The 23,061-nt window shown below is 59.8% G+C and carries 20 protein-coding genes and 1 pseudogene; 13 read left to right on the forward strand and 8 right to left on the reverse strand.

Features of this window, described 5'->3' with window-relative positions; genetic code table 11:
- The first annotated feature begins 165 nt into the window (after nucleotides 1–165).
- Nucleotides 166–2,019 (forward strand): M24 family metallopeptidase, encoded by a 1,854-nt coding sequence (locus tag D7S89_RS15255; protein WP_121278533.1) that lies wholly within the window; start codon nucleotides 166–168, stop codon nucleotides 2,017–2,019.
- Between the two features lie 94 nt (nucleotides 2,020–2,113).
- On the opposite strand, the gene D7S89_RS15260 is transcribed toward D7S89_RS15255, so the two are convergent.
- A complete protein-coding gene (locus D7S89_RS15260) occupies nucleotides 2,114–3,361 on the reverse strand; it encodes an RlpA-like double-psi beta-barrel domain-containing protein (RefSeq protein WP_147426665.1) in 1,248 nt (415 codons plus the stop codon).
- Between the two features lie 281 nt (nucleotides 3,362–3,642).
- On the opposite strand from D7S89_RS15260, the pseudogene D7S89_RS15265 reads away from it, so the two are divergent.
- The 5 genes and pseudogenes from D7S89_RS15265 to D7S89_RS15285 all read left to right on the forward strand — a co-directional run.
- A pseudogene (locus D7S89_RS15265) lies at nucleotides 3,643–5,067 on the forward strand (purine-cytosine permease family protein); the annotation flags it as partial.
- Nucleotides 5,068–5,214: 147 nt separating this feature from the next.
- Nucleotides 5,215–5,718 carry a GNAT family N-acetyltransferase gene (locus D7S89_RS15270; RefSeq protein WP_121278536.1) on the forward strand — a complete coding sequence of 168 codons (504 nt, stop codon included), beginning with the start codon at nucleotides 5,215–5,217 and terminating at the stop codon, nucleotides 5,716–5,718.
- Nucleotides 5,719–5,794: 76 nt separating this feature from the next.
- Nucleotides 5,795–6,358 (forward strand): DUF6891 domain-containing protein, encoded by a 564-nt coding sequence (locus D7S89_RS15275; protein WP_121278537.1) that lies wholly within the window; start codon nucleotides 5,795–5,797, stop codon nucleotides 6,356–6,358.
- Between the two features lie 114 nt (nucleotides 6,359–6,472).
- Complete coding sequence (locus tag D7S89_RS15280) at nucleotides 6,473–7,048, forward strand: cupin domain-containing protein (RefSeq protein ID WP_183085213.1); 576 nt, start codon at nucleotides 6,473–6,475, stop codon at nucleotides 7,046–7,048.
- A gap of 31 nt (nucleotides 7,049–7,079) precedes the next feature.
- Nucleotides 7,080–7,667 carry a hypothetical protein gene (locus D7S89_RS15285; protein WP_121278539.1) on the forward strand — a complete coding sequence of 196 codons (588 nt, stop codon included), beginning with the start codon at nucleotides 7,080–7,082 and terminating at the stop codon, nucleotides 7,665–7,667.
- A 45-nt stretch (nucleotides 7,668–7,712) separates the two neighbouring features.
- Here the strand turns inward: D7S89_RS15285 and D7S89_RS15290 are convergent, their stop codons facing one another.
- Together D7S89_RS15290 and D7S89_RS15295 are read right to left on the reverse strand one after the other, a co-directional pair.
- Entirely contained in the window at nucleotides 7,713–9,689 is a 1,977-nt protein-coding gene (locus tag D7S89_RS15290; RefSeq protein WP_121278540.1) for a right-handed parallel beta-helix repeat-containing protein, read from the reverse strand.
- Nucleotides 9,690–9,899: 210 nt separating this feature from the next.
- Nucleotides 9,900–11,009 carry a zinc ribbon domain-containing protein gene (locus tag D7S89_RS15295; protein ID WP_121278541.1) on the reverse strand — a complete coding sequence of 370 codons (1,110 nt, stop codon included), beginning with the start codon at nucleotides 11,007–11,009 and terminating at the stop codon, nucleotides 9,900–9,902.
- Nucleotides 11,010–11,400: 391 nt separating this feature from the next.
- Here D7S89_RS15295 and D7S89_RS15300 point away from each other — a divergent pair, with 391 nt between their 5' ends.
- Nucleotides 11,401–11,781 carry a hypothetical protein gene (locus D7S89_RS15300; RefSeq protein WP_121278542.1) on the forward strand — a complete coding sequence of 127 codons (381 nt, stop codon included), beginning with the start codon at nucleotides 11,401–11,403 and terminating at the stop codon, nucleotides 11,779–11,781.
- Between the two features lie 88 nt (nucleotides 11,782–11,869).
- On the opposite strand, the gene D7S89_RS28230 is transcribed toward D7S89_RS15300, so the two are convergent.
- From D7S89_RS28230 to D7S89_RS15325, 5 genes are all read right to left on the reverse strand, one after another.
- Nucleotides 11,870–12,244: a response regulator transcription factor gene (locus tag D7S89_RS28230; RefSeq protein WP_121278543.1), complete on the reverse strand. Its 375-nt coding sequence runs from the start codon at nucleotides 12,242–12,244 to the stop codon at nucleotides 11,870–11,872.
- 83 nt (nucleotides 12,245–12,327) lie between these two features.
- On the reverse strand, nucleotides 12,328–12,654 hold the full coding sequence (locus D7S89_RS15310; RefSeq protein WP_147426666.1) for a hypothetical protein: 327 nt from the start codon (nucleotides 12,652–12,654) through the stop codon (nucleotides 12,328–12,330).
- Nucleotides 12,655–12,745: 91 nt separating this feature from the next.
- The gene (locus D7S89_RS15315; RefSeq protein WP_121278545.1) at nucleotides 12,746–13,735 is read right to left on the reverse strand and encodes a PHB depolymerase family esterase; all 990 of its coding nucleotides are present in this window, start codon (nucleotides 13,733–13,735) and stop codon (nucleotides 12,746–12,748) included.
- Nucleotides 13,736–13,885: 150 nt separating this feature from the next.
- Complete coding sequence (locus D7S89_RS15320) at nucleotides 13,886–15,637, reverse strand: ATP-binding response regulator (RefSeq protein WP_121278546.1); 1,752 nt, start codon at nucleotides 15,635–15,637, stop codon at nucleotides 13,886–13,888.
- Complete coding sequence (locus D7S89_RS15325; RefSeq protein WP_425470818.1) at nucleotides 15,634–16,272, reverse strand: response regulator transcription factor; 639 nt, start codon at nucleotides 16,270–16,272, stop codon at nucleotides 15,634–15,636. Before D7S89_RS15325 ends, D7S89_RS15320 begins: the two co-directional genes overlap by 4 nt.
- Nucleotides 16,273–16,468: 196 nt before the next feature.
- Between D7S89_RS15325 and D7S89_RS15330 the strand changes: the two genes are divergently transcribed.
- The 6 genes from D7S89_RS15330 to dgcN all read left to right on the forward strand — a co-directional run bounded on the left by D7S89_RS15330 (nucleotide 16,469) and on the right by dgcN (nucleotide 23,029).
- A complete protein-coding gene (locus D7S89_RS15330; RefSeq protein WP_147426667.1) occupies nucleotides 16,469–18,301 on the forward strand; it encodes a hypothetical protein in 1,833 nt (610 codons plus the stop codon).
- 150 nt (nucleotides 18,302–18,451) lie between these two features.
- Nucleotides 18,452–19,453 (forward strand): hypothetical protein, encoded by a 1,002-nt coding sequence (locus tag D7S89_RS15335; RefSeq protein WP_121278548.1) that lies wholly within the window; start codon nucleotides 18,452–18,454, stop codon nucleotides 19,451–19,453.
- A gap of 22 nt (nucleotides 19,454–19,475) precedes the next feature.
- The gene (locus D7S89_RS15340; protein ID WP_121278549.1) at nucleotides 19,476–19,967 is read left to right on the forward strand and encodes a hypothetical protein; all 492 of its coding nucleotides are present in this window, start codon (nucleotides 19,476–19,478) and stop codon (nucleotides 19,965–19,967) included.
- Nucleotides 19,968–20,099: 132 nt separating this feature from the next.
- A complete protein-coding gene (locus D7S89_RS15345; protein WP_121278550.1) occupies nucleotides 20,100–20,573 on the forward strand; it encodes a hypothetical protein in 474 nt (157 codons plus the stop codon).
- A 492-nt stretch (nucleotides 20,574–21,065) separates the two neighbouring features.
- Nucleotides 21,066–21,764: a regulatory sequestration protein YfiR gene (yfiR, locus tag D7S89_RS15350; protein ID WP_121278551.1), complete on the forward strand. Its 699-nt coding sequence runs from the start codon at nucleotides 21,066–21,068 to the stop codon at nucleotides 21,762–21,764.
- A complete protein-coding gene (gene dgcN, locus D7S89_RS15355) occupies nucleotides 21,761–23,029 on the forward strand; it encodes a diguanylate cyclase DgcN/YfiN (RefSeq protein WP_121278552.1) in 1,269 nt (422 codons plus the stop codon). The genes yfiR and dgcN overlap by 4 nt, the downstream gene beginning before the upstream one ends.
- Nucleotides 23,030–23,061 lie beyond the last annotated feature (32 nt).

Consider the following 23,061-nt stretch of genomic DNA (forward strand, 5'->3'; position numbering starts at 1 on the left):
TACCCGTTCTGGAGTCGGCATTGCCCTAAAATTTTAGTGTCACGTAAATTTTAGCTTGACGAAAAAAATGGCCGGCGGTAGTTTTTGACTGAATAATGCAACGGACCGTGTGCAGCAGGCGGGCGGATTTCTGCGTGCGCATGGTCGTCGACCACAGGTGATCCGATGACGACCGATCGACTGAAGTACAGCTTCTCCAGCCTTCCTTCCTATGACACGTCGGTAGCGCACACACATGCGGGCATGTCGGCGCTGCTCGATCGATTGCAGCTCGATGCCTGCCTCGTTACGTCGCAGGACGAATTCATCTCCGAATACGTGCCGCGCAGGAATAGTCAGCGCTATGCGCTTTCGGCGTTCGACGGGTCGGCCGGCTCCGGCCTCTTCCTGTCGCGCGCGACGGCCGAGCGGCTGGCGCTGCCGCAGTTCGTGCTGTTCGTCGACGGACGCTATCACCTGCAAGCCGAAACGCAATGCGATCCGGCTTACGTGTCTGTCGAGAAGCTCGGCTTGGGCGTGGGGATCTGGTCTGCGCTCACGCAGTGGCTGGTTCGCTACGGCTCGGCATTGCGCACCATCGGCTACGACGCGCTGCGGATGAGCGTCGCGCAACGCGACCAGCTGATCGCGGGTACGGCGGAGGCTGCGTTCGTGTGGACGAGCCTCAACGCTCGCGAGGTCGATCGCGCTATCGAGCTGCCGGGCTGGCAGGTCGACCGCCCGATCTTCGGGCTATCGAAGGCCATCACGGGCACGACGGTCGAAGGCAATCTTGCGACGCTGAATGCTCGACTGAACGCACACTTGAACCTGAACGCAGGGCAGAGCGCTGTTTGTTTCGTTTCGTGTGCAGCCGATGATCTGTCGTATCTGCTGAACAGCCGTGGCTATCACATTCCGAATGCATCGTCGCACCTGGGCTATCTGTTCGTGGTCGGCGATGACGTTGCGCTGTTCTTGCCCGAGGGCTGCGAGCGCAGCCCTGTCGAGCTCGATTACCCGCGGTTGCGCGTGTTCCGCAACGATCTGGTGGGCCTGGAGCAATTCCTCGTGCGCTTCGGGGTGAAGCACGTCTGCTATAGCGCCGACGTAGTCAACTGCGCGGTGCCGGACATCGTGCGTGGGGTATGGCCTGCGGCGCAGCATACGCATTTCAGCCCTGTCGAAGCGATGCGCGTAGCCAAGACGCCCGAGGTGCTGGACCAATTCCGCGACGCGTTTGCGCGCAGCTCCGACGCGATCGCTGTAACGATGCGCTGGGCCAAGGGCGGCGAGCCGGGCGTGCGTCACTCGGAGTACGACCTGTCGCGCAAGATCAACGACGAATATGGCGCGCGTGGGGCACTCGGCCTCACGTTTACGACGATTGCCGCAAACGGCGCGAACAGTGCGCTCGCCCATTACGCCGAGGCAAGTCCCGAGGTCGAGCTGACCGAAGGCGAACTCGTGCTGCTCGATAGCGGCGCTTATTACGAAGGCGGCTTTGCGACCGATTGCACGCGCGTCGTGCTGCGCCGCACACAGTCGGACACGCAGGCGCAGCCTTGGCAGCGCGAGATCTATACGATCGCGCTGAAGGCCTGCATCAAAGGCCTCGTTACGCGCTTTCCTGCGGACATGAACGGCGACGAAGTCGATGGGCAGGTGCGCGACATATGCCGTGCGCGCGGCTACGACTACAACCACGGCACGGGGCATGGTGTCGGCATTCACGTCCATGAAGGCGGCGTGCGGTTCGCGCTGGGCTCGAAGTACGGGCTCGTGCCGAACGCGGTGGTCTCGGTCGAGCCTGGCATTTACGAGCAGGGCAAGGGGGGCGTGCGCATCGAGAACATCGTCGTCATTCATCGTGACGACGAGCCCGGCAAGATGCGTTTCGAGAATGTCGTGACGGTCGGCTACGACTGGGACCTCATCGATCTCGACTTGCTCGACGATGCCGAGCGTGCGTACTTGCGCGATTACGAGCAGCAGTGTGTCGCGCGCGGTACGCAGGTGACACAATGTCCGTTGCTTTGATGCGCGGATAGGCCCCGAACCTTGGGGCCTGGCGGGTGATCTTGACCGGCATGAAGCGGAAAGTCCCGTGTCGAGATCACCCGAGCCCTACCGATCACTGCTGCTGCACGGATGGCCAGCCGCTACCGCCGTTGATCAAGATTTGGCCGGGGGCCGTTTGATAGAGGGCGGTGCGCGCAGGCGCCACGGTGTTGTTGGCGGTAATGACGGAGTTATCCGTCGCGGTGAACGACGGATGCGTCGAATCATCTTCCAGCAGCGTGACCGAGTTGAGCGTCATTTTCGATGATTCATAACTTTGCGCGAGGTTGGCCCAGAGGCTGACATTCGAGTTCAACGTCAGGGACGAGGAGCCGAGGGTATTCACCTCGTTCATGGTCGTCGTGCCGTTCCAGGTAAGGTTGCTCGCGCCGTCCAGGTAGAGATTGAGCATCGAAATCTGGGCGTTGTTCCATGTGAACTTCGGGTTGCTCGAGGCAGAAAAATCGACAGTGCCTGAAGTCGGGGCAGTCGAGGTGATATTGCTCGTGAAATTGTTGTTCACGTAGTCGGTGAGGTGAAGCGAGAGCACCACGCCGTTGGCGTTGGCGATCGACAGGTTGTAGGTATCCTGCAAATCCAGCTGGAAGCCGTTGATATTGGCGTTCGAGAGCGAAATCGAACCCGTCGTGGTATCGCCGGTCGGAATGGAAATTGTCCTGGTCACGCCATTTCCGGCGTTGAACTCCCCGTTGGGGAAACTTGCCGAACCGGAGCCCGTGAAGAAGGCGACGATATAAGCGGAGGCATTGTTCTGGAGGGTCAGCGATGCGCTATCGTGGACCTGTACTTCTTCGACATCCGAGTTGTCGGCGATCAGTTTCGAGTTGTCGTAGAACCGCATGCCGCTTTGATTCGTCGCCAGAGACGACTGCGTAAATGACACGGAACCCGTGTTCTTGACCGTCAGATTCCACTGCTTGTCGTCGCCGGATTTCAGCGTGCTGTTAGCGACGTTCAAACACCCGTTCCCTTGGATCACGAACGATCCCGTATCTTCGGCGGCCGGTGAGAACACCAAAGTCGAGTTCGTCAACGTCAGGCATCCGCCGTCGGCGATGGTCAGGACGCCCGTCACGGTGATGGTTTGGCCGGTACAGGTTGTCGGAGCGTTGATGGTCCAGTCGGTATAGCTGGTATTGCACGCTGCACCGCCTGTTCCAACGGCGCTTTTTGCGATCGCGGCTCCCCCTTCCGCCGCATTTCCACCACCGCCGCAGCCGGCTATCGCGCAACAGCATAGGAGCAGTATTGCCAGTATTTGCCTGGGAATTCGAAAGGGGGAGTACGCGCCAAGATTCATTTGTTTCTCTCGATGTGGACTACTTTTAAAGTAGACGCAACGCCATTGTCAAAAGGCCGCGGCGAATCGTCATTCGGCATGCTGCCGCCATTCCAAGCAGGTCCGATTGCTGGAGCTCGGCAAGTCGGCGATGAGGGCAGGCACGATCCATTTTCGCGGCTTTGATTTCATTGCTCACTACGGCTTTTCGTAGAATTTTGCGTCTTGCGTGCCAATACCCACGGCAGTATGTTTGTGCGATCTGCCACCGATGCGCGGCTTGTGCGCCGTGCCTGCCTCCGATGACGAATCGTTCAGCCGCCCCGCACCCGGCCCGCTCGCTCGCGGAACGCCGCACGATCGACTACATCCCTGATACAGAACGTCATGGCCGGTTGGCAAGCCAGTTCACGCTGTGGCTCGGCGCGAATCTGCAAATCACGGCGATCGTCACGGGCGCGTTGGCCGTCGTGCTCGGCGGCGACGTGTTCTGGTCGCTCGTCGGCCTCTCGATCGGTCAACTGCTCGGCGGTGCCGTGATGGCGCTGCACGGCGCGCAGGGGCCGCGGCTTGGTTTGCCGCAAATGATCTCGAGCCGCGTGCAGTTCGGTGTGTTCGGCGCGATCGTGCCGCTCGTGCTCGTGTGCCTGATGTACGTGGGCTTCTCGGCAAGCGGCGCGGTGCTGGCCGGGCAGGCGATCGCCGAGCTGACCGGCATCGATGCGGCCGGCAGCATCGTGTTGTTCGCGGCGATCGTCGTCGTGTTGACCGTGTTCGGCTATCGCACGATTCATGCGCTGGGGCGCGTGACGAGCGTGGTTGGCGTACTGGCCTTCGCGTATCTGTTCGCGCGCTTGCTGAGCGGCCACGACATCGGTGCGTTGCTCGCCGACCGTCATTTCTCGCTAGCCAACTTTCTGCTGGCGATCTCGCTATCGGCATCGTGGCAGATTGCCTATGGGCCGTACGTGGCCGACTACTCGCGCTACTTGCCGCGCACCGTCAGCGCAAGCCGTACGTTCTGGGCGGTGGGGCTTGGCTCGATCATCGGCTCGCAAGCTTCGATGACGTTCGGCGTGCTCGCCAGCGCGCTCGCCGGCAAGGCATTCGCGGGGCACGAGGTGGCGTACGTCGTCGGGCTCGGTGCGAGCGGCGCGACTGCTGCCGCACTGTATTTCGCGATCGCGCTCGGCAAGCTCACCGTGACGACACTGAATGCCTATGGCAGCGTGATGTCGATCGCGACGATTGCCACGGGCCTGACGGGGCGCGAGCGTGTGTCGAATCGCGCGCGGGTGATCAGCATCGTCTGCGTGGTCGTGATCGTCGCGTGGCTCGCACTGGCTGGCCGGCATGGGTTTCTGAAGCACTTCTCGGCGTTCATCCTGTTCCTGCTCGCGTTCTTTACGCCATGGAGTGCGATCAATCTCGTCGACTATTACTGCGTGACGAAGGAGCGCTACGACATCCCCGCGCTGTTTGATCCGAACGGGCGCTATGGCCGTTGGAATTGGCTCGGCCTGAGCGTCTACGTGGTTGGTGTGCTCGTGCAGATGCCGTTCATCGCGACGAGCTTTTACACCGGGCCGCTCGTAGACGCATTGGGCGGCACCGACATTTCGTGGATCGTCGGGCTCGTGGTGCCCGCGCTCCTCTATTACGTTGGTGCTCGCGCACGTCGTGTGCGCATGCCGGAGCGGCTGATTGTGCCCGAGGCTGCGAGCGTGGGCACAAGGGAGCCTGGAACCGATCGGGCCACCGTAGTCGGGGTAGCCGATTCAGAGGCAAAGAGTGGCTAGGATGGGGCGGTCACCTATCTGCAAGTCGCTGGCTTCTGCGTTATCGTGAGCGTCTGAATATCTTACTTTTAGCCCATGATTACAATCCGCCCGCTGAATGCTGCTGATGCAGAGCGCTTCAAAGCCCTGCGTTTATTGGCGACCAAGACGTCACCGACAGCGATATGGCCTACGCACGAGGAAGAAAACGGCCGATCAATCGACGAAGTAGCGGGTCGAATTGCGTCGACGGATGCGCAAATCGTATTTGGAGCGTTTGCTTCCGATGCGCTCGTTGGAATAACCGGTCTGCGTCGCCTGCCCCTCATGAAGGTCAGTCACAAAGCCACGATCTGGGGCGTCTTCGTTGACCCAGCGCATCGTGGAAAGGGTATCGCGCAGAATCTCTTGCACGCGGTAGCCGAACACGCATCGGAGAAATGGGGCTGTGCCCAGCTCCAGCTGTGTGTGAACGCCGAGAATCTTGCAGCAAAGCGCCTTTACGCCTCGCAAGGCTTCGTCGTTTTTGGCGTAGAACCCCGTGCACTGCGGGTCGACGGGCAATTCTACGACGAGGAGCACATGTACAAGGCGTTGTAGGAAGGCCACCATTCAGCTTGGCGATGGGTTGAAGATATCCGAACGGCAACCTGAGTCTCTTTGCGGGAAAGACGTGATGAACGAAAACGAACAATATGTCTTGCAATGCATCAAGAACTGGGTTTGGTCGGGCTTCTATACGAGCGAGCTCGTCCACGAGATGCTCGAGGATGTGTTGGACGACGAGTGCGACGAAGAACTACTGCGCGATCTCATCGATCCGGAGTTCGAGAAGAAGGCGGAAGCTGAGGCGACATGGCCGGCTACGACGGACTATGACCGGCTAAACCAGGTATTTGACGTACTGCACGAGAAAGGTATCTGCGCACTACACAACGCGGGCTATACCATGTCGGACGGCTTCTCGGACGTCAGTGAAGCGATCGCTGCCGCGCCGCCGGGGGAATATCAGGCCTTCTGCTTCTACCACGGTCAGGATGTCGAGCGCGCCATTGCGGGGCATGGCCTGATGCTTGCCTTTGGGTCGCTTGATACCACCGAGGCCAACAGCCTTGCTGCCGCACGCGTGATCGTGGACGATCTGCGGGAGGCGGGCTTCAAGGTGGTTTGGGACGGCACGGTCAATACTCGGATCAGCCTGCCGGAGCTGGACTGGAAGAAGCGTCAGGAGTCCAGATAGTGACGGGGGCAGTGGCCTGGCCAGGGGCGTTCACTGGGGGCTCTTATGGCTCCGCAAAAACATCGTCTCGGCGATAGTCTTCGAAGGCGATATCGATAACCAACAGAGATGAGCATGGAAAAAGATCCTGCACGCGCAGCAACGCCCCCACTTGTCGTCAACGTTGACAGCATCAAGGAAGTCGAACAGATGGAGGGCGATCATTGGGGTGGCGCATGGAAGCCGCTAACGCCGGCCCTCGATGCCACCCCTGGTCGTCTTGGCGCCAATCTGTCACGAGTGCCGCCGGGACGCACCGTCTGTCCTTTTCACTCCCACGCGCGCGAGGACGAGATTTTTTTCGTGCTGTCTGGCCGAGGTGTCTTCCGTTACGGCGATACGATGCAGGAAATCCGCGCCGGTGACTGCATCTCATGCCCAGCCGGAACCGGCGTCGCTCACCAATTGGCGAATCCGTTCGACGAAGATCTTGTTTACTTTGCCGTTGGGCTAAACGATCCACACGAGGTCTGTACCTATCCGGATAGCGGCAAGGTGATGATTCGGAGCCTCAAAACAGTCGGTCGGTTGACGGAGGCGCCGTATATGGATGGGGAACCGAGCAGGCCGAAAGTGTTGGCGCTAGCTCAACCATTCGCTGTTGCCGCGGGAGAAAAGTCGGGGGCAGGAAGCGAAGGCGACAAGCGTTGACGTATTTGGACCTAGGCAAACCATCAACCAGATGCCATCTCTTGTTAACGTCATCCCCAACGAGACTTATCAGCTCGTGCTCGAGTTCGAGAGGAAAGAGTTTCGGCTGTTTGACGCGTCCATTGCTCGCATCGAGAAGGGCTGGCCTGAGCTTGCCTACCCGCAGAAACTCAAGAATCTCACTTTCAACGAGGGCCGAGTAGTCTGGCCAGGCGATCGCTCGCTCGATGCCGACTATCTGTATGTGAAATCCAGAGCGATTGAAGGTCGAACTCTGCAGAATCAAGTTCTCAGGGTCAGTTACAAGAACCAAGCGCCCACGTCACAGCATCCTTCGCATCATGTATATGGTGTGTGGCTCTACCCGTTCAGAGAGAAGCTGTTCGAGGTTGGAGAGTCTATTGGGGGAGGGCATGCCGATATGGGCGGCTCTTCTTCGCTCAGTCTTGCCGAACTGCGCGTAGCGCAACATTGGAGAGATCACTTTGAACTGTCGGGCTGCGCTTGGGTCGTGCCATTTGTCGATGAGGTAAGCGACGAGCGAGCACTGTTGAATGCGCTGGTCAAAGAGATTTGTCGCCACGAGGGGATACCCGACCCCAATCAACGTGTGAACTAGTTTGAGCAACAGCCGTTCACGCACTTTGCGTGAACGGCTCGAGCCTCATCGCAGCGGTGTGCTACTCCTCTTTACGTTACAAGCACCACTCGGAGCAGCATAGATCGTTGCCCAGTCGGCGTTGCCCCAGCTGCCGGGATCGTCCACTCCGGACCAGTTGACGTTGCTATTCGTCACCATATTGTCGGTCACCCAATTGTGGCCTGCGACGCAAGCATTGATTTTGATGAGCGAATTCATGTTGCCGTCGATGGGGAACACCATTCGCATCCTGTTTCCTCTCACCGTGATGTAGTCGCTTCCCTGGTCCAGATATATCCCGGCCGGCGGATACCCCTGATAAAGCCCCGACGGCAGCATCAACCCGATCCGGTTCCCGCCAATTTCGGTAGAGGGTTGAATTCCCTGGGTATAAATGGCCCCGCCGTCGTAAAGCAGGCGCATGTAATCAAATATTTGATTGTTCATGACGGTATTGGCGCGCATGCCAACATCGCCATTGTTCCAACCCCAGCCGACGCTGATGCCCGTGTAGGGAAGATGGCGTAGGTAATTGCCAGATACCGTGAGATTCTTAGCGAATAGGGCGAAAATGCCAACGGAGCCTGCATACCGACTCCCGCAGGACCAGATCCGATTGTTCGAAACCGTATCGTGATCCGACATCAGGGCAGATAGCGGCGCCGAAGTCGACGAGGCCTCTCCCTGATCGCCACCACCGAGGCTCAGGCACGTTCCTCCGATGTCATGAAAGACGCTCGCGGTCACGCTGTCATTGGCCGTGGCATCGAGGAATTGCAGGCCTTCCGCTCCGAGATTCTGGAACGTGTCGTTCGAGAAAATGATGCTGCTTGCGTTGCTGACGCTTACCGCGGCCGGTTGCCTGACGTGTACGCCGTTCCGTGCATACATACTGGCCTGTTGATTCACATATCCGTAGGTTGCCGGGTCATAAAACGTCGTGTTTTCGAACGTCAGGCCCGAGAACGTCAAATTCATGACCGGTTGACTGGCGGAGCGCCCCTTGATGCCGATCAATGTCTCGAGCGTCGGAATCATGAATTCCATGCTGTTCGGATCCGAGCCTTGTGGCGGCATGTAGTACAGCTTCGACGCTTCCGCATCGAAGTACCACTCATTTTCGGCAGTCAGGAAATCGAGCGAATTTTCCAGGTGGTAGGGTGATTGGGAAATCTTCGTCTCCGCACCATTGCCTTGATCAAGTGCGCTTTTTTCGGCGCCGCAGGGGTACAGAGAGATATGGGGCTGGCCTCCGAACGTCCCGGTGTCAAAGCCGCCGATACGGACGACGTTTTGAGTCCATTGCTGCTGGCTGACGAATTCGACCGGATGTCGCTTGCTCGCATTCGTGCAGTCCGGCCCCTGCGACAGATACGATTTCTGCACGACTGCGGCGAGATCCGTCGCTCCGGCATAGCGAGCAATCAGCGGAAATTTTCCACCTGTATTCCAAGCGAGTGTCTTCGGATAGGAGGCGTTAAGATCGCCGGTCAATTTCGGGTAACGCGCCCGGACGGCGGGCACGCGATTGACATACAGATCCCGAAAAACCGGATTGGCGACACGCGCGCCGTTTCTGTCATACGCCGCCAGGTAATTGTAGGGGTTGATGGCGGCTACCCACACATTATTCGAGGATTGCTGCCAGTTCAGTTTCGTGGTCAATCCACCCACAATCCGCGGCTGCGTACCGGGTACATTTTCATAGTAGATGTGTGTCTGGGCTGTGCCGGAGTCGTCGTTCGTGAAGACGAGCGGCCCATCGAGAAAATAAACGCCGTTACCGAGCTTGACGTGAATGTCCTCGTTAAACGTCGGCGTGCGCAGCAATTGCCGCACCATCGATTTGGCCTTTCCGAGGGATGCAATGGGGGTTTGCTGGCCGCCGTCCGCATTGTCGGAGCCGCTGGGGGAAACATAGATGTCTCGCGCGAATGCCCCCGAAACGTTCAAGGCCAATATTGCAAAAAGCACTACAGTCAACTTTCTGATGTTGCCCATGCCGCCCCCCGAAATTTGGTGGCGGAATTATACTGAGATTGCAGTATTGGCAATTGTTGAAATTGCCATCCAGGTGAGCAGCGTTAGAATCCGCCTCATTGGTATTTCCCGGCGATTTGCGCTGCGCAAGCCCTAACGATTCGTGGCCATGCCCATGAACTTTTAATGTCCCGAGATGCGCTTCGAGCAGTGCCACGACGATCCCCGGTTCTATGGGCCTGTGCTGCCTGCCGCGTCTCCAAGCGGAGCAGGTGGTTCAGCATTGGCGTCGCCGGCGCGCCGTACCGGCTTGCCGCAGCAACTGCAAAACGGGAAGAACGAAAAATTGCGGCCGCCGCACTCGCAAACCTCGAACAACTTGAGGCCGCAGTGGATACAGAAGCTGGCGCTGTCACCGCCTAAGCTCCAGGATTTGTCGCACGAAGGGCAAAGCTTTTTCTGAAAGGCGCCGAGCGCTTTGTCGTACGCCACGGAGCGTGCGCGCTCAACCTGGCTTTGCTGCATTTCCTCGCGCTTGCGCTCGACGTAGCGCTGAAACGCGCGCAGCACGTAGATTCCGGCGAATGCCGTGAGTGCGATGCCGACGAGCACGCGCACATAGCCACCAAAATTCGGCAGATAGGGCACGAGCTCGACGAAGAATGCCGACAGCGCGAAGAGCCCGAAGCCGTAGACGAACGGCCAATAGCGGGCTCTGCGGAATCGAAGGAAGAGCCATACCGCTACGAGCAGGATCGGCAGCGTGACGGCGAGCCGCCATGCGAAGACGGTCAGTTCGTAGCGTCGGCTCGCTTGCTCGAAGCGCTTTTCGGCGGTTTCCTGCGATGCGGCCAGTTGCTGGTCTACCGCCATGGTGCGCACTTGCAACGCGCGTTGCTGGTCGTTGAGCGCATCTTGCTGCCGCTGCCAGTCGACGACCGCCGACTGCAGTTCATCGAGCCTTTTCGTACGCGCGACGATGGCGGGGTCCTGACTGTAATCGCCAGTTGCGGTGCGCGTGGTGACCCAATTTCGAAAGCTCTCTTTCGCCCCGTTGTAGTTTTGCGCGGCGCGCATGCGGGCGATGCCGATCGCTTCCGCCTTGTCCGCGAGCGCTGCACGTTCGCGCTCGAGCTCGCGCTGGGTGGCCTTCAACGGCTCGTCGGTTTTACTGTCGGCGAATTGCTCGACGGTCGGCGGCCCGCCCCGGGGCGCGTACATCAAATCGCGTATGACGAGGCTGCCCAACATGTTCAGAAAGACGGCGAACGCGATTGCGATCACCCATGAGGCGATTTGCAACAAGCGTGCAGGGCGCGAATAGGCTTGGCTGGTCGTCATGAACTTTATGCTCGGTTTGGTTTGCGATGAATTGGCGAGCCGTGGCTCCTTGTGGCACGAACCTTTGCAGTCGTCTCGCCTACACTCCGCCGCGGATTCCGCCAACAGTCGCTGGGGATTTCATTTCACAAACATCACATAGGTGGCGGCGCGGCCTGCAACGTTCATATCGTTACCGTAACGCTCGTTCCCGTCAAACGTGGCGATACGCAAAGCGAGTATCAAACCGCCAGCGTCGCACGTTTGTGCGACAGACGGGGAGGGCACTGCACGGAAAGATCACGCCAGCGCCGAACGCGGCGCGGCGACGGCGTCGCGTGCCGCGACGACCGTCGCCTCGTGGAGCTTCAATCCGCGATTCACATCATCTGACCAACCCAGGAGAAACAGCATGAAAAAAGCCATTACGGTTATTGCTGCTGTTGTGAGCCTCGCCGCTGGCGGCAGTGCAGTCGCTTCCCCGGTCGGCAGTTGGCAAGTCAAGCACTACGACTTCGTCAAGGGCACCTACATCAACACCGTGCAGATCTGCCTGAACGTCGACGGCACTTTTCGCTCAGGAGGTTGGAGCGGTTATTGGGCGCTATCACAATCCGGGGCCTACGTGATGTCACGCGAGGCTGAAGCAGGGGGAGTGGGTGTCGGCGCGGACGTCGCCAACGTAGTGAGCGACGACCTCATGACGGGCTTCAATGAGAGCTGGCCGTCGCAGAACCTAAGCGGCGGCTACTACACGGTTAGCATCTGGACACGACTGAGCCAGACCTGTTGATGTGAGTAGGCGTGCACCCGATGCGCCGAACATGGTGATCTGCCAAATGCCCGCCCCCGCTGCAAGCTGCTGCGTCTTTGCCATCACGTTATCGAGTCGGAACGGCTGGGGCGGCGTGTCGGATGCTTGCCTTTGGGGCTGCGGACGCCGAGGACGTGGGGCGCGCGCGAGCGGCGGGGGCAATGCGTTCCAGTTCAAGTAGCCCGAGCTGGTGTGCTTCGAAGATTGCTTCGGACTTCGAGTGTACGTCCAGCTTAAGGTACAACCGCCGCACGAAGGTCACGACCGTGTGGCGCGAGACCTCCATTAGCTTTGCGGACTCCTTGAGTGAGAATCCCTTGGCGATAAGGGCAAGCACCTCGTTCTCACGCGGTGAGAGATCCACCGCAAGCGCACGTGGACCGACAGCCTCCACTGCGATGGTGGCGGCAGTGGACTCTTCCTCGTCGTCAAGAGTTTGCATGATCCTGTTCGGCTTACCGACTCATGTCGTGCCCCGTTCGGATAAGTGTCTTCGTTGATGAGTGGTCGAATTGCTGTTCTGTTTTATTTGGCTTGATTGATTCTTTCATTGACCTTTAAGACTTGCCGCCACAACGTAAGCCAGTCCGTCACGACGTTCAAGAAAAGCCAGATGAGAGCAAGAAACCACACAGGCCCGAAAACGTGCAAGCTGTCGGCTTTGACAACTATTGCGAGAGCGATCACTAGCCAGCCGAGACCAAAGCGCCAGAGCCACGATTTGTACTTGCCAAGGTATAGTTGCTGTAGGCCTAGCCCGCCAATGCAGACGGCTAAAGCGTAAGCCAGAGAAAGCGACTTGGGGGCCAGGTTCATCTTGGCCAATTGTGCTTTCAAATTTTCAAGATTCATTTGAACCCTCCAGGCAGGTTATGGATGGGGATCTCTTGCTACGATGTCATGCCGCTGAGAATGCGGCGTCAGCCGCTGGTGCATCAAGCCCTTAAGGCAACGGATGCGCCTTGAAGAATTCGAGCATCTGATTGGCCAGCACCGCCTTCTCCGGCCAACGGATGTGCTCGTACAGGCCGCGCGCTTTCCCGCACGATTCAACGCATTGCGCATTCGGTCCCGCGTTCTTGCCGCCCAATGTCAGATCGACGCGCCGCAACGGCCAGTTTTGCTTCTCCAGCGTGTCGCTCCAACTATTCGTGTCACTGCACTTGGCGAAGGCGTCGCACATGTTTCGCAGCAAGACGAGCGGCACTTGCCTGCCCGATGGCATGTCCACGGGGCAGGGCGTGCGCTGCCATGGATCGGCGCCCGCATATTGGCCCACCGCCGCGATGCGCTCGGCGCGCCATGCGCCGTACAGCACCGCCATATCCGCACCGTTGCTCCAGCCGAACACGTAGATCTGCTTCGCATCGACCTGGCCCATCGCCACCACTTGATCGACGAAGTGGTCGATCGCTTGTACGTCGAGATTTTTCGACGGGTCGCGCTGCCACTCGTCCCAGTGAAAGCCCGTTCCCGTATGCGGGCCGTCCGATGCCCATGCCTTGGCGCGCCGGCCTTCGGGCGCCAGCAAGATGAATCCCTTGGTGTCAGCGCGTGTCGACAACGGGTAATCGTGGCTCAACGCAAACAGCGCGCGGCCGGAGCGATATAGGCTGTCGGGATTGGTCATCGAACCGTGCAGATACACGATCATCGGCCATTTGGCGGCACTGGCGTCGGCGTGCGGCGGCAGGTTGAGGCAGGCGTAGCGCGTTACGCCGGCTTGATCGAACGACAGCACCTGACCGTCTTTGCAAGCTGGCCGCTCCGTGACCGGCTCGACCGTTTCGAGCGGCGGCGTACCGGTTGTCGAGCAGGCTGGCGCAGGGATGCCGCCGCCTGCTGCATTGGCGACGGCGGAGGAGATGAGCGCGATGAGCGGCACGAGCGCGCAGGCGAGCGCTGCGGTATGGGCAAGGCGACGTTTCGGCATGGTTTCCCTCGTCGAGATCCAATTGTTCAATGCGTTTATGGAAACGGCCTACGAAGAACGCTTACCGCCGTCCGGCGATTTCTGGTTTTTGGATGGCTTCCTTCATCATAGGCTGCTCCAAAAGCCATGGGGCAGCCACGGATGGTTGATTCAATGGCAAGAGGACCGTATCAATTTCAGCATCGTCATACGCAGCATCTCGGCTTCGACCGGCTTGTGCAGTAACGCAGCGCCGCTCGTCTGCGCGTCGCGCAGACGGTTCGGCGCTGTATCGCCGGTCATGACGATGGCCGGTACGCTGAGCCCGAGATACGCGTTAACGGCCTCCAAAGCCTGCTGCCCTGTGCGGTGGCCACGGAGCCGATAATCGACGATCATGAGATCTGGCACCCAGGGCGCCAGGGCGGCAACGGCCTCCTGCTCCGATTCGGCTGTTACGCAGTGGCAACCCCAACTCGTCAACAGCTCCCGCATCGCCGTTTGCACCGAGTAATCGTCGTCGATGACGAGCACCCGCAGTCCGGCAAATCCACCGGGCCGCACCGGTTCGACGACGGTTGACCCTGGCTCGTCGGGGTGCGCCGTTAGCGGCACCGCCAGCCGGAACACAGAGCCGCGGCCGGGTTGCGAAGCCAGCGTGACCTGCAAGCCCATCGTTTGGGCCAGGCCTCCGGCGATCGCGAGCCCCAAGCCCAGTCCCTTGCGACGGTCACGCTCCGGATTGCCCAACTGATGGAACTCGAGGAAGATCTCGCGATGTTGTTCGGGCGGGATACCGATGCCGGTATCCCACACCTCCAACACCCCTTGGCCGTCGCGACGCCGGCATGCGACGAGCACGCCGCCGCTCTCGGTGTAACGGATCGCATTGGCGATCAGGTTGCGCAGGATCAACTCCACGAGGTTGGCATCGGCATAGACAACAGCGGTCGTGTCGTGCGTCCGGTACACGAGTCGCTTGGCGTCCGCCAGCGGCGCAAATTCGTTTTCCAGCTTGCGCAGTATCGGCTGCAAACGAAATGCGCAAGGCTGTGCCTTCACGACGCCGGCCTCGAGCTTCGAAAAATCCAACAGCGTATTGAGCATCTCGCGCGCGGCGCCCGACGACGCCTCGATATGTGCCAGCAACTCGCGCTGCTTGTCACTGAGAGGAGTACGCCCAAGCGACACGGCGAATAAGCCCAGCGCATGCAGCGGCTGACGCAAGTCGTGGCTGGCAGAGGCGAGGAAGACAGACTTGGCGCGGTTCGCTTCTTCGGCACGCTGAGTCTGCGCACGCAACTGCGCCACCAGTTCGCGATTTTCAAAACGCAATCCGATCGAACGGCGCGCCACTCGCGCATAGTTGTGCGCGAACACCAATAGCACGATCAGATACAGCGGTACACCGAGAAACATCGGCAGATAGCGCATGTCGCGCGTGCCCAGGAACACGCTCCACACCGGCACGATCGTAGGCAGGAAGAATCCCACGGCGACGGGCAGGCATGGCGAGAAGATGGCCAACGCTGCGGCGCTCATGCCGGCTATCAGCGCGAGCAGGCAGATCGTGCCGATCACCGAGCTCAAATCCAGATACAGCCAGCCGGCCAGGCCCCAAAGCGTGCCGATGCCGGTCAAGTGCGCCGTCATCCATTTGGCATACCGTGTGGCGTGCTCCTCGCTGGTGCGTGCAGGCAAATAGAACCGTCCGAAATGCGCCAGCGCGCAGGCCGCCCCCATGGTTGCCGACCACCAGAGGATCTCGATTCTGCCCGTCGAAAAGATGATGCCGGCACTCAACAGCACCGACGCAAGAAAACTGCCGAGCATGCCGATGCCGAAGCTGTGGTCGATGAGTTCCATTTGCGCCGCGAGGAGGCGCGGCTGATCGAAGCGCGGTAACGGTAACAGCAGGCTCATGGTGTATTCCTGACGAGGCCGCGGCGCTGAGCTTCCAGAACCGCTTCGGTACGGCTGTATACGCCGAAGTAATCGAGGATCGCGGCGACGTGCACGCGCACCGTGTTTTCCGACAGGCCCAGGTGGTGTGCGATCACCTTGTTCGATTGACCGAGGCAGAGCTGCCCCAGCACCTCCAATTGCCGCGGCGTCAAGCCGCTTTTCGGAGGAGGCGGCGCGTCAGGCGAGCTCTGCTGTGGAAACGAACATTCGCCGCGCAGGCAGCGCGCGATGGCCTCTTCGATTTCCTGTGCCGTCGCGGACTTCGGCAGATAGCCCGCCACGCCGGGCACGCCAATGACCTGGGACGGCTCCGAACTGCCCGACACGACGAGAATGCGCGCCGCGCGAAAGTAGCGCTGCAACACCTTGACGCCATCCAGTCCATTCAGGCCCGGCATTTGAATGTCCAACAAGATCACATCCACGGGCGTATTGCCGTGCTCGTGCACGGCTTCCAGCACGGAGCCGGCTTCCAGGATGTCGGCCACTTGCGGACAGTCCGCCAGGACCAGGCGCAGGCCCGTGCGGAACAGCGTGTGATCGTCGATCAGCAACAAGCGTATGTGCCGCACATTGTTCAATTCGTTATTCATATCGCAACGTTAGCTGCTCGTTCTGCGAGCGGCAAGAAAGAAGGCTTTTGCTAATCCTAATGGACTAGATATAAGCGCATCGGATTATTTACGCAGCATGGCCGAAAACGGAACACTACGTCCATCGCCGCGGCATTCCCCTTCCTGATCCGCAGCGAATGAATTCACACGGGAAGATTCTTCAAAGGATATCAACATGTCAGATTTCGCTGTGATGTTGCCAGGTGAAAGTACCGGCTATGCCCTGAATCAGGTTCCCGGCGCGCAAACCGGCGCTGTAGTGCAAGCGCGCGCCAATGTGCTCAAGAATATCGAACTGAACAAGCTCGTGACCGGCTTGAGCCGCACGGGAGACCTCATCTATCTGGCGTATAACGGTGTGGCGGGATTTGGCGAATTGACCGCCTCGTTGACGGAACTGCACGACCAATTCGGCAAGCTGTGCGGCAAATGCGATGTCGATCTTGGCTATTTCGCCGCGCAAAGTCAGCAGATTCAAAGCATTCTCGTCGATGCGTTCACCGCGCTATTCGACGACGAGCCCGAATTTGCGTATCAGACGCTGAGCGATTGCGGCAAAGCCGCCACCGCGTTGGCGAACAAGGCCGAAGCGCTGGCCAAGGAATTCGATCAGCTTGGCGATTTCGCGGTGCAGATCCTCGCCAGCACGGAGAAGACGCAGGCGATGCAACAGGCCAAGAGCGCGGAATTCAAGCGGAAAGTGGCCGACCTGAACGCTCGCACGGCGAAAACCAACGCCCTGCTCAAGAGCCTGCGCGAACAGAAGGCGAAGCTCGAAAAGCTCTACAACGAAGCGGCGGAGAAAGCCGATACGGCCGAGTCGCGCGCGTTCTCGATGACGTTCATGAGCGCGCTGATGCAGCCGATCAGCGCCGGACTCGGCACCTTCGCCGCGATTTATACGGGCGGCCCCGCATTGGCGGTGGCCAATACCGCGAAGAACATCCTGCCGACGACTCCGCCGCCGAAGGATTCGACCAAGGCCGATGCGGAGAAGCGTGAGGAAGATGCCAAGGCCGAACTCAAAGACGCCACGGAGCAGGCCGGGGAGGCGCAAAAAGCCGCCGACACCGCGAAGCAAGCGAAAGACGCCGCTGACCAAGTCGCTGCGGAAAAGACGGAGCAAGCCGCGAACGCCCGCGCCTCGGCAGAAAAAGAAACCGACGACGATGAGCTCGCGAAGAAAGAAGCCGCGGCCAAACGCGCCGAAGCCGAGGCCAAGAACGCCAGCGAGCAGGCGAGCAAAGCCAAAGCCGCGGCCGATGCCGCGAAGAAGCAGGCTGACGACAAGGCCGAACTCGTCAAGAGCAAGCAGGCGCTGCTGCAGTCGGCGGTCGAGGCGCTCAGCAAAGCCGGCGACAACGCGAGCAAGGCCGGCGAGAGCTACCTTGCAGTGGCCGAGGATTTGCGCAAGGAGAAGATGGCTTACTTCAAGTCGCTCGAGGCCAAGCAGCAGATGGAGGCCGAGTCGCTCGGCGACATCGAGAAGTACGCAATCGAGATCAAGAACTTCAACGGCGAGATCGACGATGTAGAGATCGCGGTAGCAAGCCTGTTCCTAGCGATCGGCGCACTGAAGCAAGTGGCGGTGGTACTGCGCATGGCCAATCAATTCTGGACTCAGATGGCGAACGCTTGCGAGCAATTGGCGGATAACCGGCTCAAGAACAAGATCGAGTACTTCAGCAAGATGGCGCCCGAAAAACGCCGCACATACATTCAAAACGACCGCTTCAAGCAAGAGGTGATCGGCTACTACGCTGGATGGAAGGCAATCGAAGTGGTCTGTCAGGAATACGCCAGCGAAGCCTCGAAGATTCAAAAGCGCGTGCACCGCGACTTCGCCACCTCTCTCCCGATCCAGGAGAAGCGTAAGAAAGCCAAGGAGATGAGCGAAACGCTGCTCAAGGACACCGAGATGGACCGCGTGGAAAACGAAAAGGAAAAGAGCGCGCTGCAGGCCAGCATCAAGGCCGAAAACGAGCCGAAGGCAGCTGTTGTGGCCTGAGCGCGGCTGTCGCTGGCACCCCATCACCCTTGTTCGAGAAGGTTATGGAGCCCAGGGCCTCATCAGAAAAAACGGCTTTGCGATCGCGTGAGGCCCGGGGCTTCCCTTCTCGTTCTCCAATACGCACATACCTTTTTTGAGGAAACGGTCATGAATCGTCTCGCCCGTTATTTTCGAACCGGCGCGCGCAGCTTGATTCTGCTGCTCTGCGTCACCACGGCGAACGCCGAAGGCATCTACCGCGGCAAGATCGACTTCGCGGTGACACAGGTGGCCAAATCGCTGGAGTTGTTCAAAGCCGGCGATCTGGACGGATCGCAGGCTGCACTGCAACCGGTGAGCAGCACCGCCCAGGAGTTCAAGTCGATGCTCGATGGCTATGAGGCCAACGCCAACGCAGAACAGCAGCGCTGCATGTCGAAGGTCGTGTCGCTCGAGAAAGAAGTCGGCGACCTTTATCAGGAAGAGCAACGCCTATCGCAGGACATCGACAAGCTCGAGGCCGAAATGGCCGGCGCCGGTACACAGATGCAGATCAACCAGCAGGAAGTCGAAGCACTGAACGCGGAACTCGGGCAACTGCAACAGCGGCTTGACGAGCACCAGCAAAAAATCAAGGAAATGGAAGCGTACTGGTGGGTCCCGGGCTACGGCTTGTATCTGGGCATCCGCACGCTGGCCGATGACGACGTCGGCAACGTGCGGCGCGCCGCCGATTCGTTGCGTGATAAGCGGGAGATGCTGGACAACCGCGCGCGGGCGCTGCAAGACAACCGGTCACGCCTCGTGCAGCTGCAGCAGATGCAGCGCGAATTGGCGGGGCAGCGCGAGGCCATGAACAGAATGCGTGCGGAAGCCGAAGAGCGAATCGGCGACCACCGCAAGATCGTCGTGTTTCTCAATGAGAGCGGGCAGTTCTGGGGAAAGCTGCAGTCGACGCTGGGCCAAGCAGTCGAAAACCGGCGCGATTCGCTCGAGAGCTTATACGCGATGTTGGATCAACAGTCCGAACTACCTGCGGTGGCCGGTGCCACGGCGGCAAGGCGAGCCGGCAACTTGCAGGAAGTGCTGCTGCAGTTTGGCGGCGAATTGGACGCCGGCAGCCAATACGCCGGCTTGATCAGCGGTGCCACCCACTATTGCGGTAATTGACGAAAAAGGAAAGGGAAACATCATGTTCTTCTATCACTACACGGATGCAAAGTCCGCGGCCTTGATCACGAAAAATCAATTGAATAGAGAGTCGACTGAACGCTGGGAATGCCGCATAAGCCAGCCACAAAAGTGGGCTAAATTTGAAGTTCAGCACCCTGAGGGTTTTTACCTCACCACTTGCGCTCCCGACATGGTTGGGGACGGAAAAAATAGCAAAAAGGAAAAGATCGGGTTAAGTTACCTCGACAATCCATATGTGCTGATCTTCAGTCTTCCATTTGTAAAGTGGAGAGATATCAAAAAGGTGCGTGCTTCCATGCACAACGAAAAGGAGACGTTCAGCATAACGAAGGCCGGCGAGCCGGAGAAATATTTCACCATCCCGATCGGAAAGGTGCACGGTCGTTCGGAGTGCGTTCCATTCGATCTCGAACATTGCGTGTGGGCCGGGCCGATTGCTCAAACGCCGGCCGAATACCAGGAAACAGCCAAGTTCATTTTTGAAAAGTAGTGCGTCGCCTTCCCGGTTGCCAGGCCCACTGAGGAGAATCGGGAAATTTAATTTTAATACGTGCGCGTCGACTACGCCCTGAGCGATCGTGTCGCGTTGCATAGTGAAAATCAAACCACATGCGAGGAATATATGAAGCTTGTTTATGCTCTTCGGAACGAAAAATTCTACATGACGATATATGCTGAATCGCCCGCAGCAGAAGTCAAAATCAACTATTTCGACGGATCCGGTGTGGATAGAGGATTTCTGAGCGCCGTGAGGAAGCTGTCTAAGTATAGTGCCAGCGCGTTAGAGGAGCTTAAGGATGCGACGAACGTTTGGGAGGACCACTGGATGAATACGGAGCCGTTGCATTCGACGCTCCATGCCCGGGCAGACGAGTACTTTGGGGAGGGGGCAAGTACCGTGGGCCTACCTCACGGACATATTTGTTGCGGAACGGTTGAAGCCTTCTTGATGTTGTGTCTCCACTTTGTCGATAGTAAGGTCTTCAGCCTGGAGGAGCTGAAGGTGGCGTTGAGCGCGATAAAACCTGGGAATGAAGAGGGCGATATTAAACGGGTGAGTTTAATGAAGAGGTTAATTGGAAAGCATTTGCTCTGACGACTTGGCGCAGTCTCGGAGTTGTGTCGTTGGTCAGCAGGGGCAGCCTGCTGACCATCCAGATACATTAGCGCCCGACGCGACTTTCCCTTCCTTATGCTTTTCCGTGATACGGAAATAGGTGTTGGCTGTGGAGGAATACACAGACCTATGTGGTCAATTCCGGCTTTCGATATCGGATGGTGGGGCCGCTATGCTGATAACCAGGCTGAGGTCCGGCATCGTCGAATGATCAGATGGTCGATGTCATTCGTATCTACCGACCATTGATATCCACTGACAAAATCGAGTCCGCTCGACGGTGAGTGCCAAGGTCACCAACACAGCTGCTCATTACACCCGCTCTACGTTCTCTCCAACACGCTCGCGGGTGTTTCCCACTAGTTGATCGCGCGACGTTGTGCCTAAGATGAGCGCGTGATGCGGCGCCGGCCCGCGAATGGCGGGAGCCAGGATGCAGTGCCTGGATCGCCGCCAACGAGTGTTTTCATCATGCATGCGAGGTTGTACGCGGCGCCTGCCTGTCATGCGGCCGCAATGACGCCAAGAGACGCGGCGGCGATCGCCGCGCAGGCGACATCCGGCCGGTTTGACTGGACGGCCTCGCTTCGCCATGCCTTGCTCGCAGTGGCTTGTGCGCTGAGCATCGCACCGGCTGCACTCGCCGACACCCCCGCCAATGCAGTTGTTCCAGCCAACACAGCACCCGCCGTCACCCCCCCGAGCCGCGCCGAACCCGCCGTTTCACCACGCGACGCCGCCGTGCGCCAGGTCGTGCTGGGCATCATCAGCTTCACGCATTGGCCGACGCCGCCCGCCCGCCTGCGCCTGTGCGTGACGGGCCGCCCCGACTACGCGCACGACCTGGTCGACACGCTGCAGGTCGGCTCGACGCCGCTCGACGTGCAGCGCGTCCACGTTGATGATTCCGCCCTCGGCGCAGCCTGCGAAGTCGTCTATCTCGGCGACCTGAGCGACGATGAGCGACAGCAGGTCAGGGCCACCGTGGCCGGCCATCCGGTCCTGACTATCGCGGAACACGACCCGTCCTGCACCGCGGGCAGCATGTTCTGCCTCAATGTCGATGGCGAACGCGTTACGTTCGACATCAATCTCGACGCCGTGGAGCGTAGCGGCGTGCGGGTTCATCCGAATGTGCTCAATCTAGCGCGGCGGCCGGTGACGCCATGACCCATCCCGCGCCCCCCGTTTCCCCTCCGCGCACACCGCGCCCGACGCTGCAAAACGTGTTGCGCCGCGCGCACCTGCGTCTCGCGTTCGTCGCCGTTGCAATGGCCGCGGTGTCGTTGATCGTGGTCGCCGTGATCGCATTGCGTGCCTATGCCGGCAACAACCTGAACCTGCTGGCCCGCTCGCTCGGCTATACGGTCGAGGCGGCGCTGGTGTTCGGCGACCGCATCGCGGCGACCGAGGCGATCGGGCTGATCGCCAAAGAAGAGGACGTGGCCGAGATCGTCGTCACGGATAGCAGGGGCCGGCCATTCGCGGCATGGCAGTTGCCCGCCGGCAGTGCAATCGCCAGGCTCGAGCGGGGCGTCGCCGACGTTGCGCTGCCTGGGCCTGTGACCGTACGCGTGGTGCACGACGGCATCGTCGTCGGTTACGTCGAAGTGCGGGGGCAGGGGCACCAGTTCTTCGGCTTCCTGCTCGGCGGCGTCGGCGGCATCCTGGGGTGCCTCGCCGTCAGTGTGCTTGGCGCTTATATCAGCTCGAAGCGCGTGCTGCGCAACATCGTCGCGCCGCTGCGCGCGCTGGCCGGCGTCGCCCACGCAGTGCGGCGCGAGCGCGCGTTCGAGCGACGGGTCGAGCCCGTGGCAATCGCTGAACTGAACCAGCTCGGCGACGACTTCAACGCCTTGCTCGACGAATTCGAAGACTGGCAAAACCACCTTCGGCACGAAAACGCGTCGCTCGAACACAAGGCAACCCACGACGCCCTCACTGGCCTGCCCAATCGTGTGCAGTTCGAGGCTCGCCTCACGCGCGCCCTCGGCGAGGCCGCGGTGACGGGGCAGCGGGTCGCCGTCCTGTATCTCGACTGTGACCGTTTCAAGGAGATCAACGACGGCCTCGGCCATGAAGCCGGCGACGCGGTGTTGATCGGCATCGCGGCGCGGCTGCGCTCGGAGTTGCGCGAGGCCGATCTGGTGGCTCGCCTGGGCGGCGACGAGTTCGCCGTGATGCTGGCGCCGATGCGCGCAGCGTCCAGCGCCGCCTGGATCGCCGAGGACATACTGTCCAGCATGACGCCGTCGATCGTGTTGTCCGATGGCCGCACGGTGGCCACCATGGTGAGCATCGGTGTTGCGCTGTATCCCGATCATGCGTCAGACGCGAGCGGCTTGCTGCGCGCTGCAGATGCCGCGATGTACCGGGCCAAGCGCGCGCGGCCGGGCTCATGGCAGGTTGCCGAAGGGGTTGCCGGACCGGCTTGACGTGATGGCTCGGCCCAGCAGCCGGGGCCACC

Origin of the sequence: Trinickia fusca (assembly GCF_003628145.1) — a bacterium.
GTDB lineage: Bacteria > Pseudomonadota > Gammaproteobacteria > Burkholderiales > Burkholderiaceae > Trinickia > Trinickia fusca.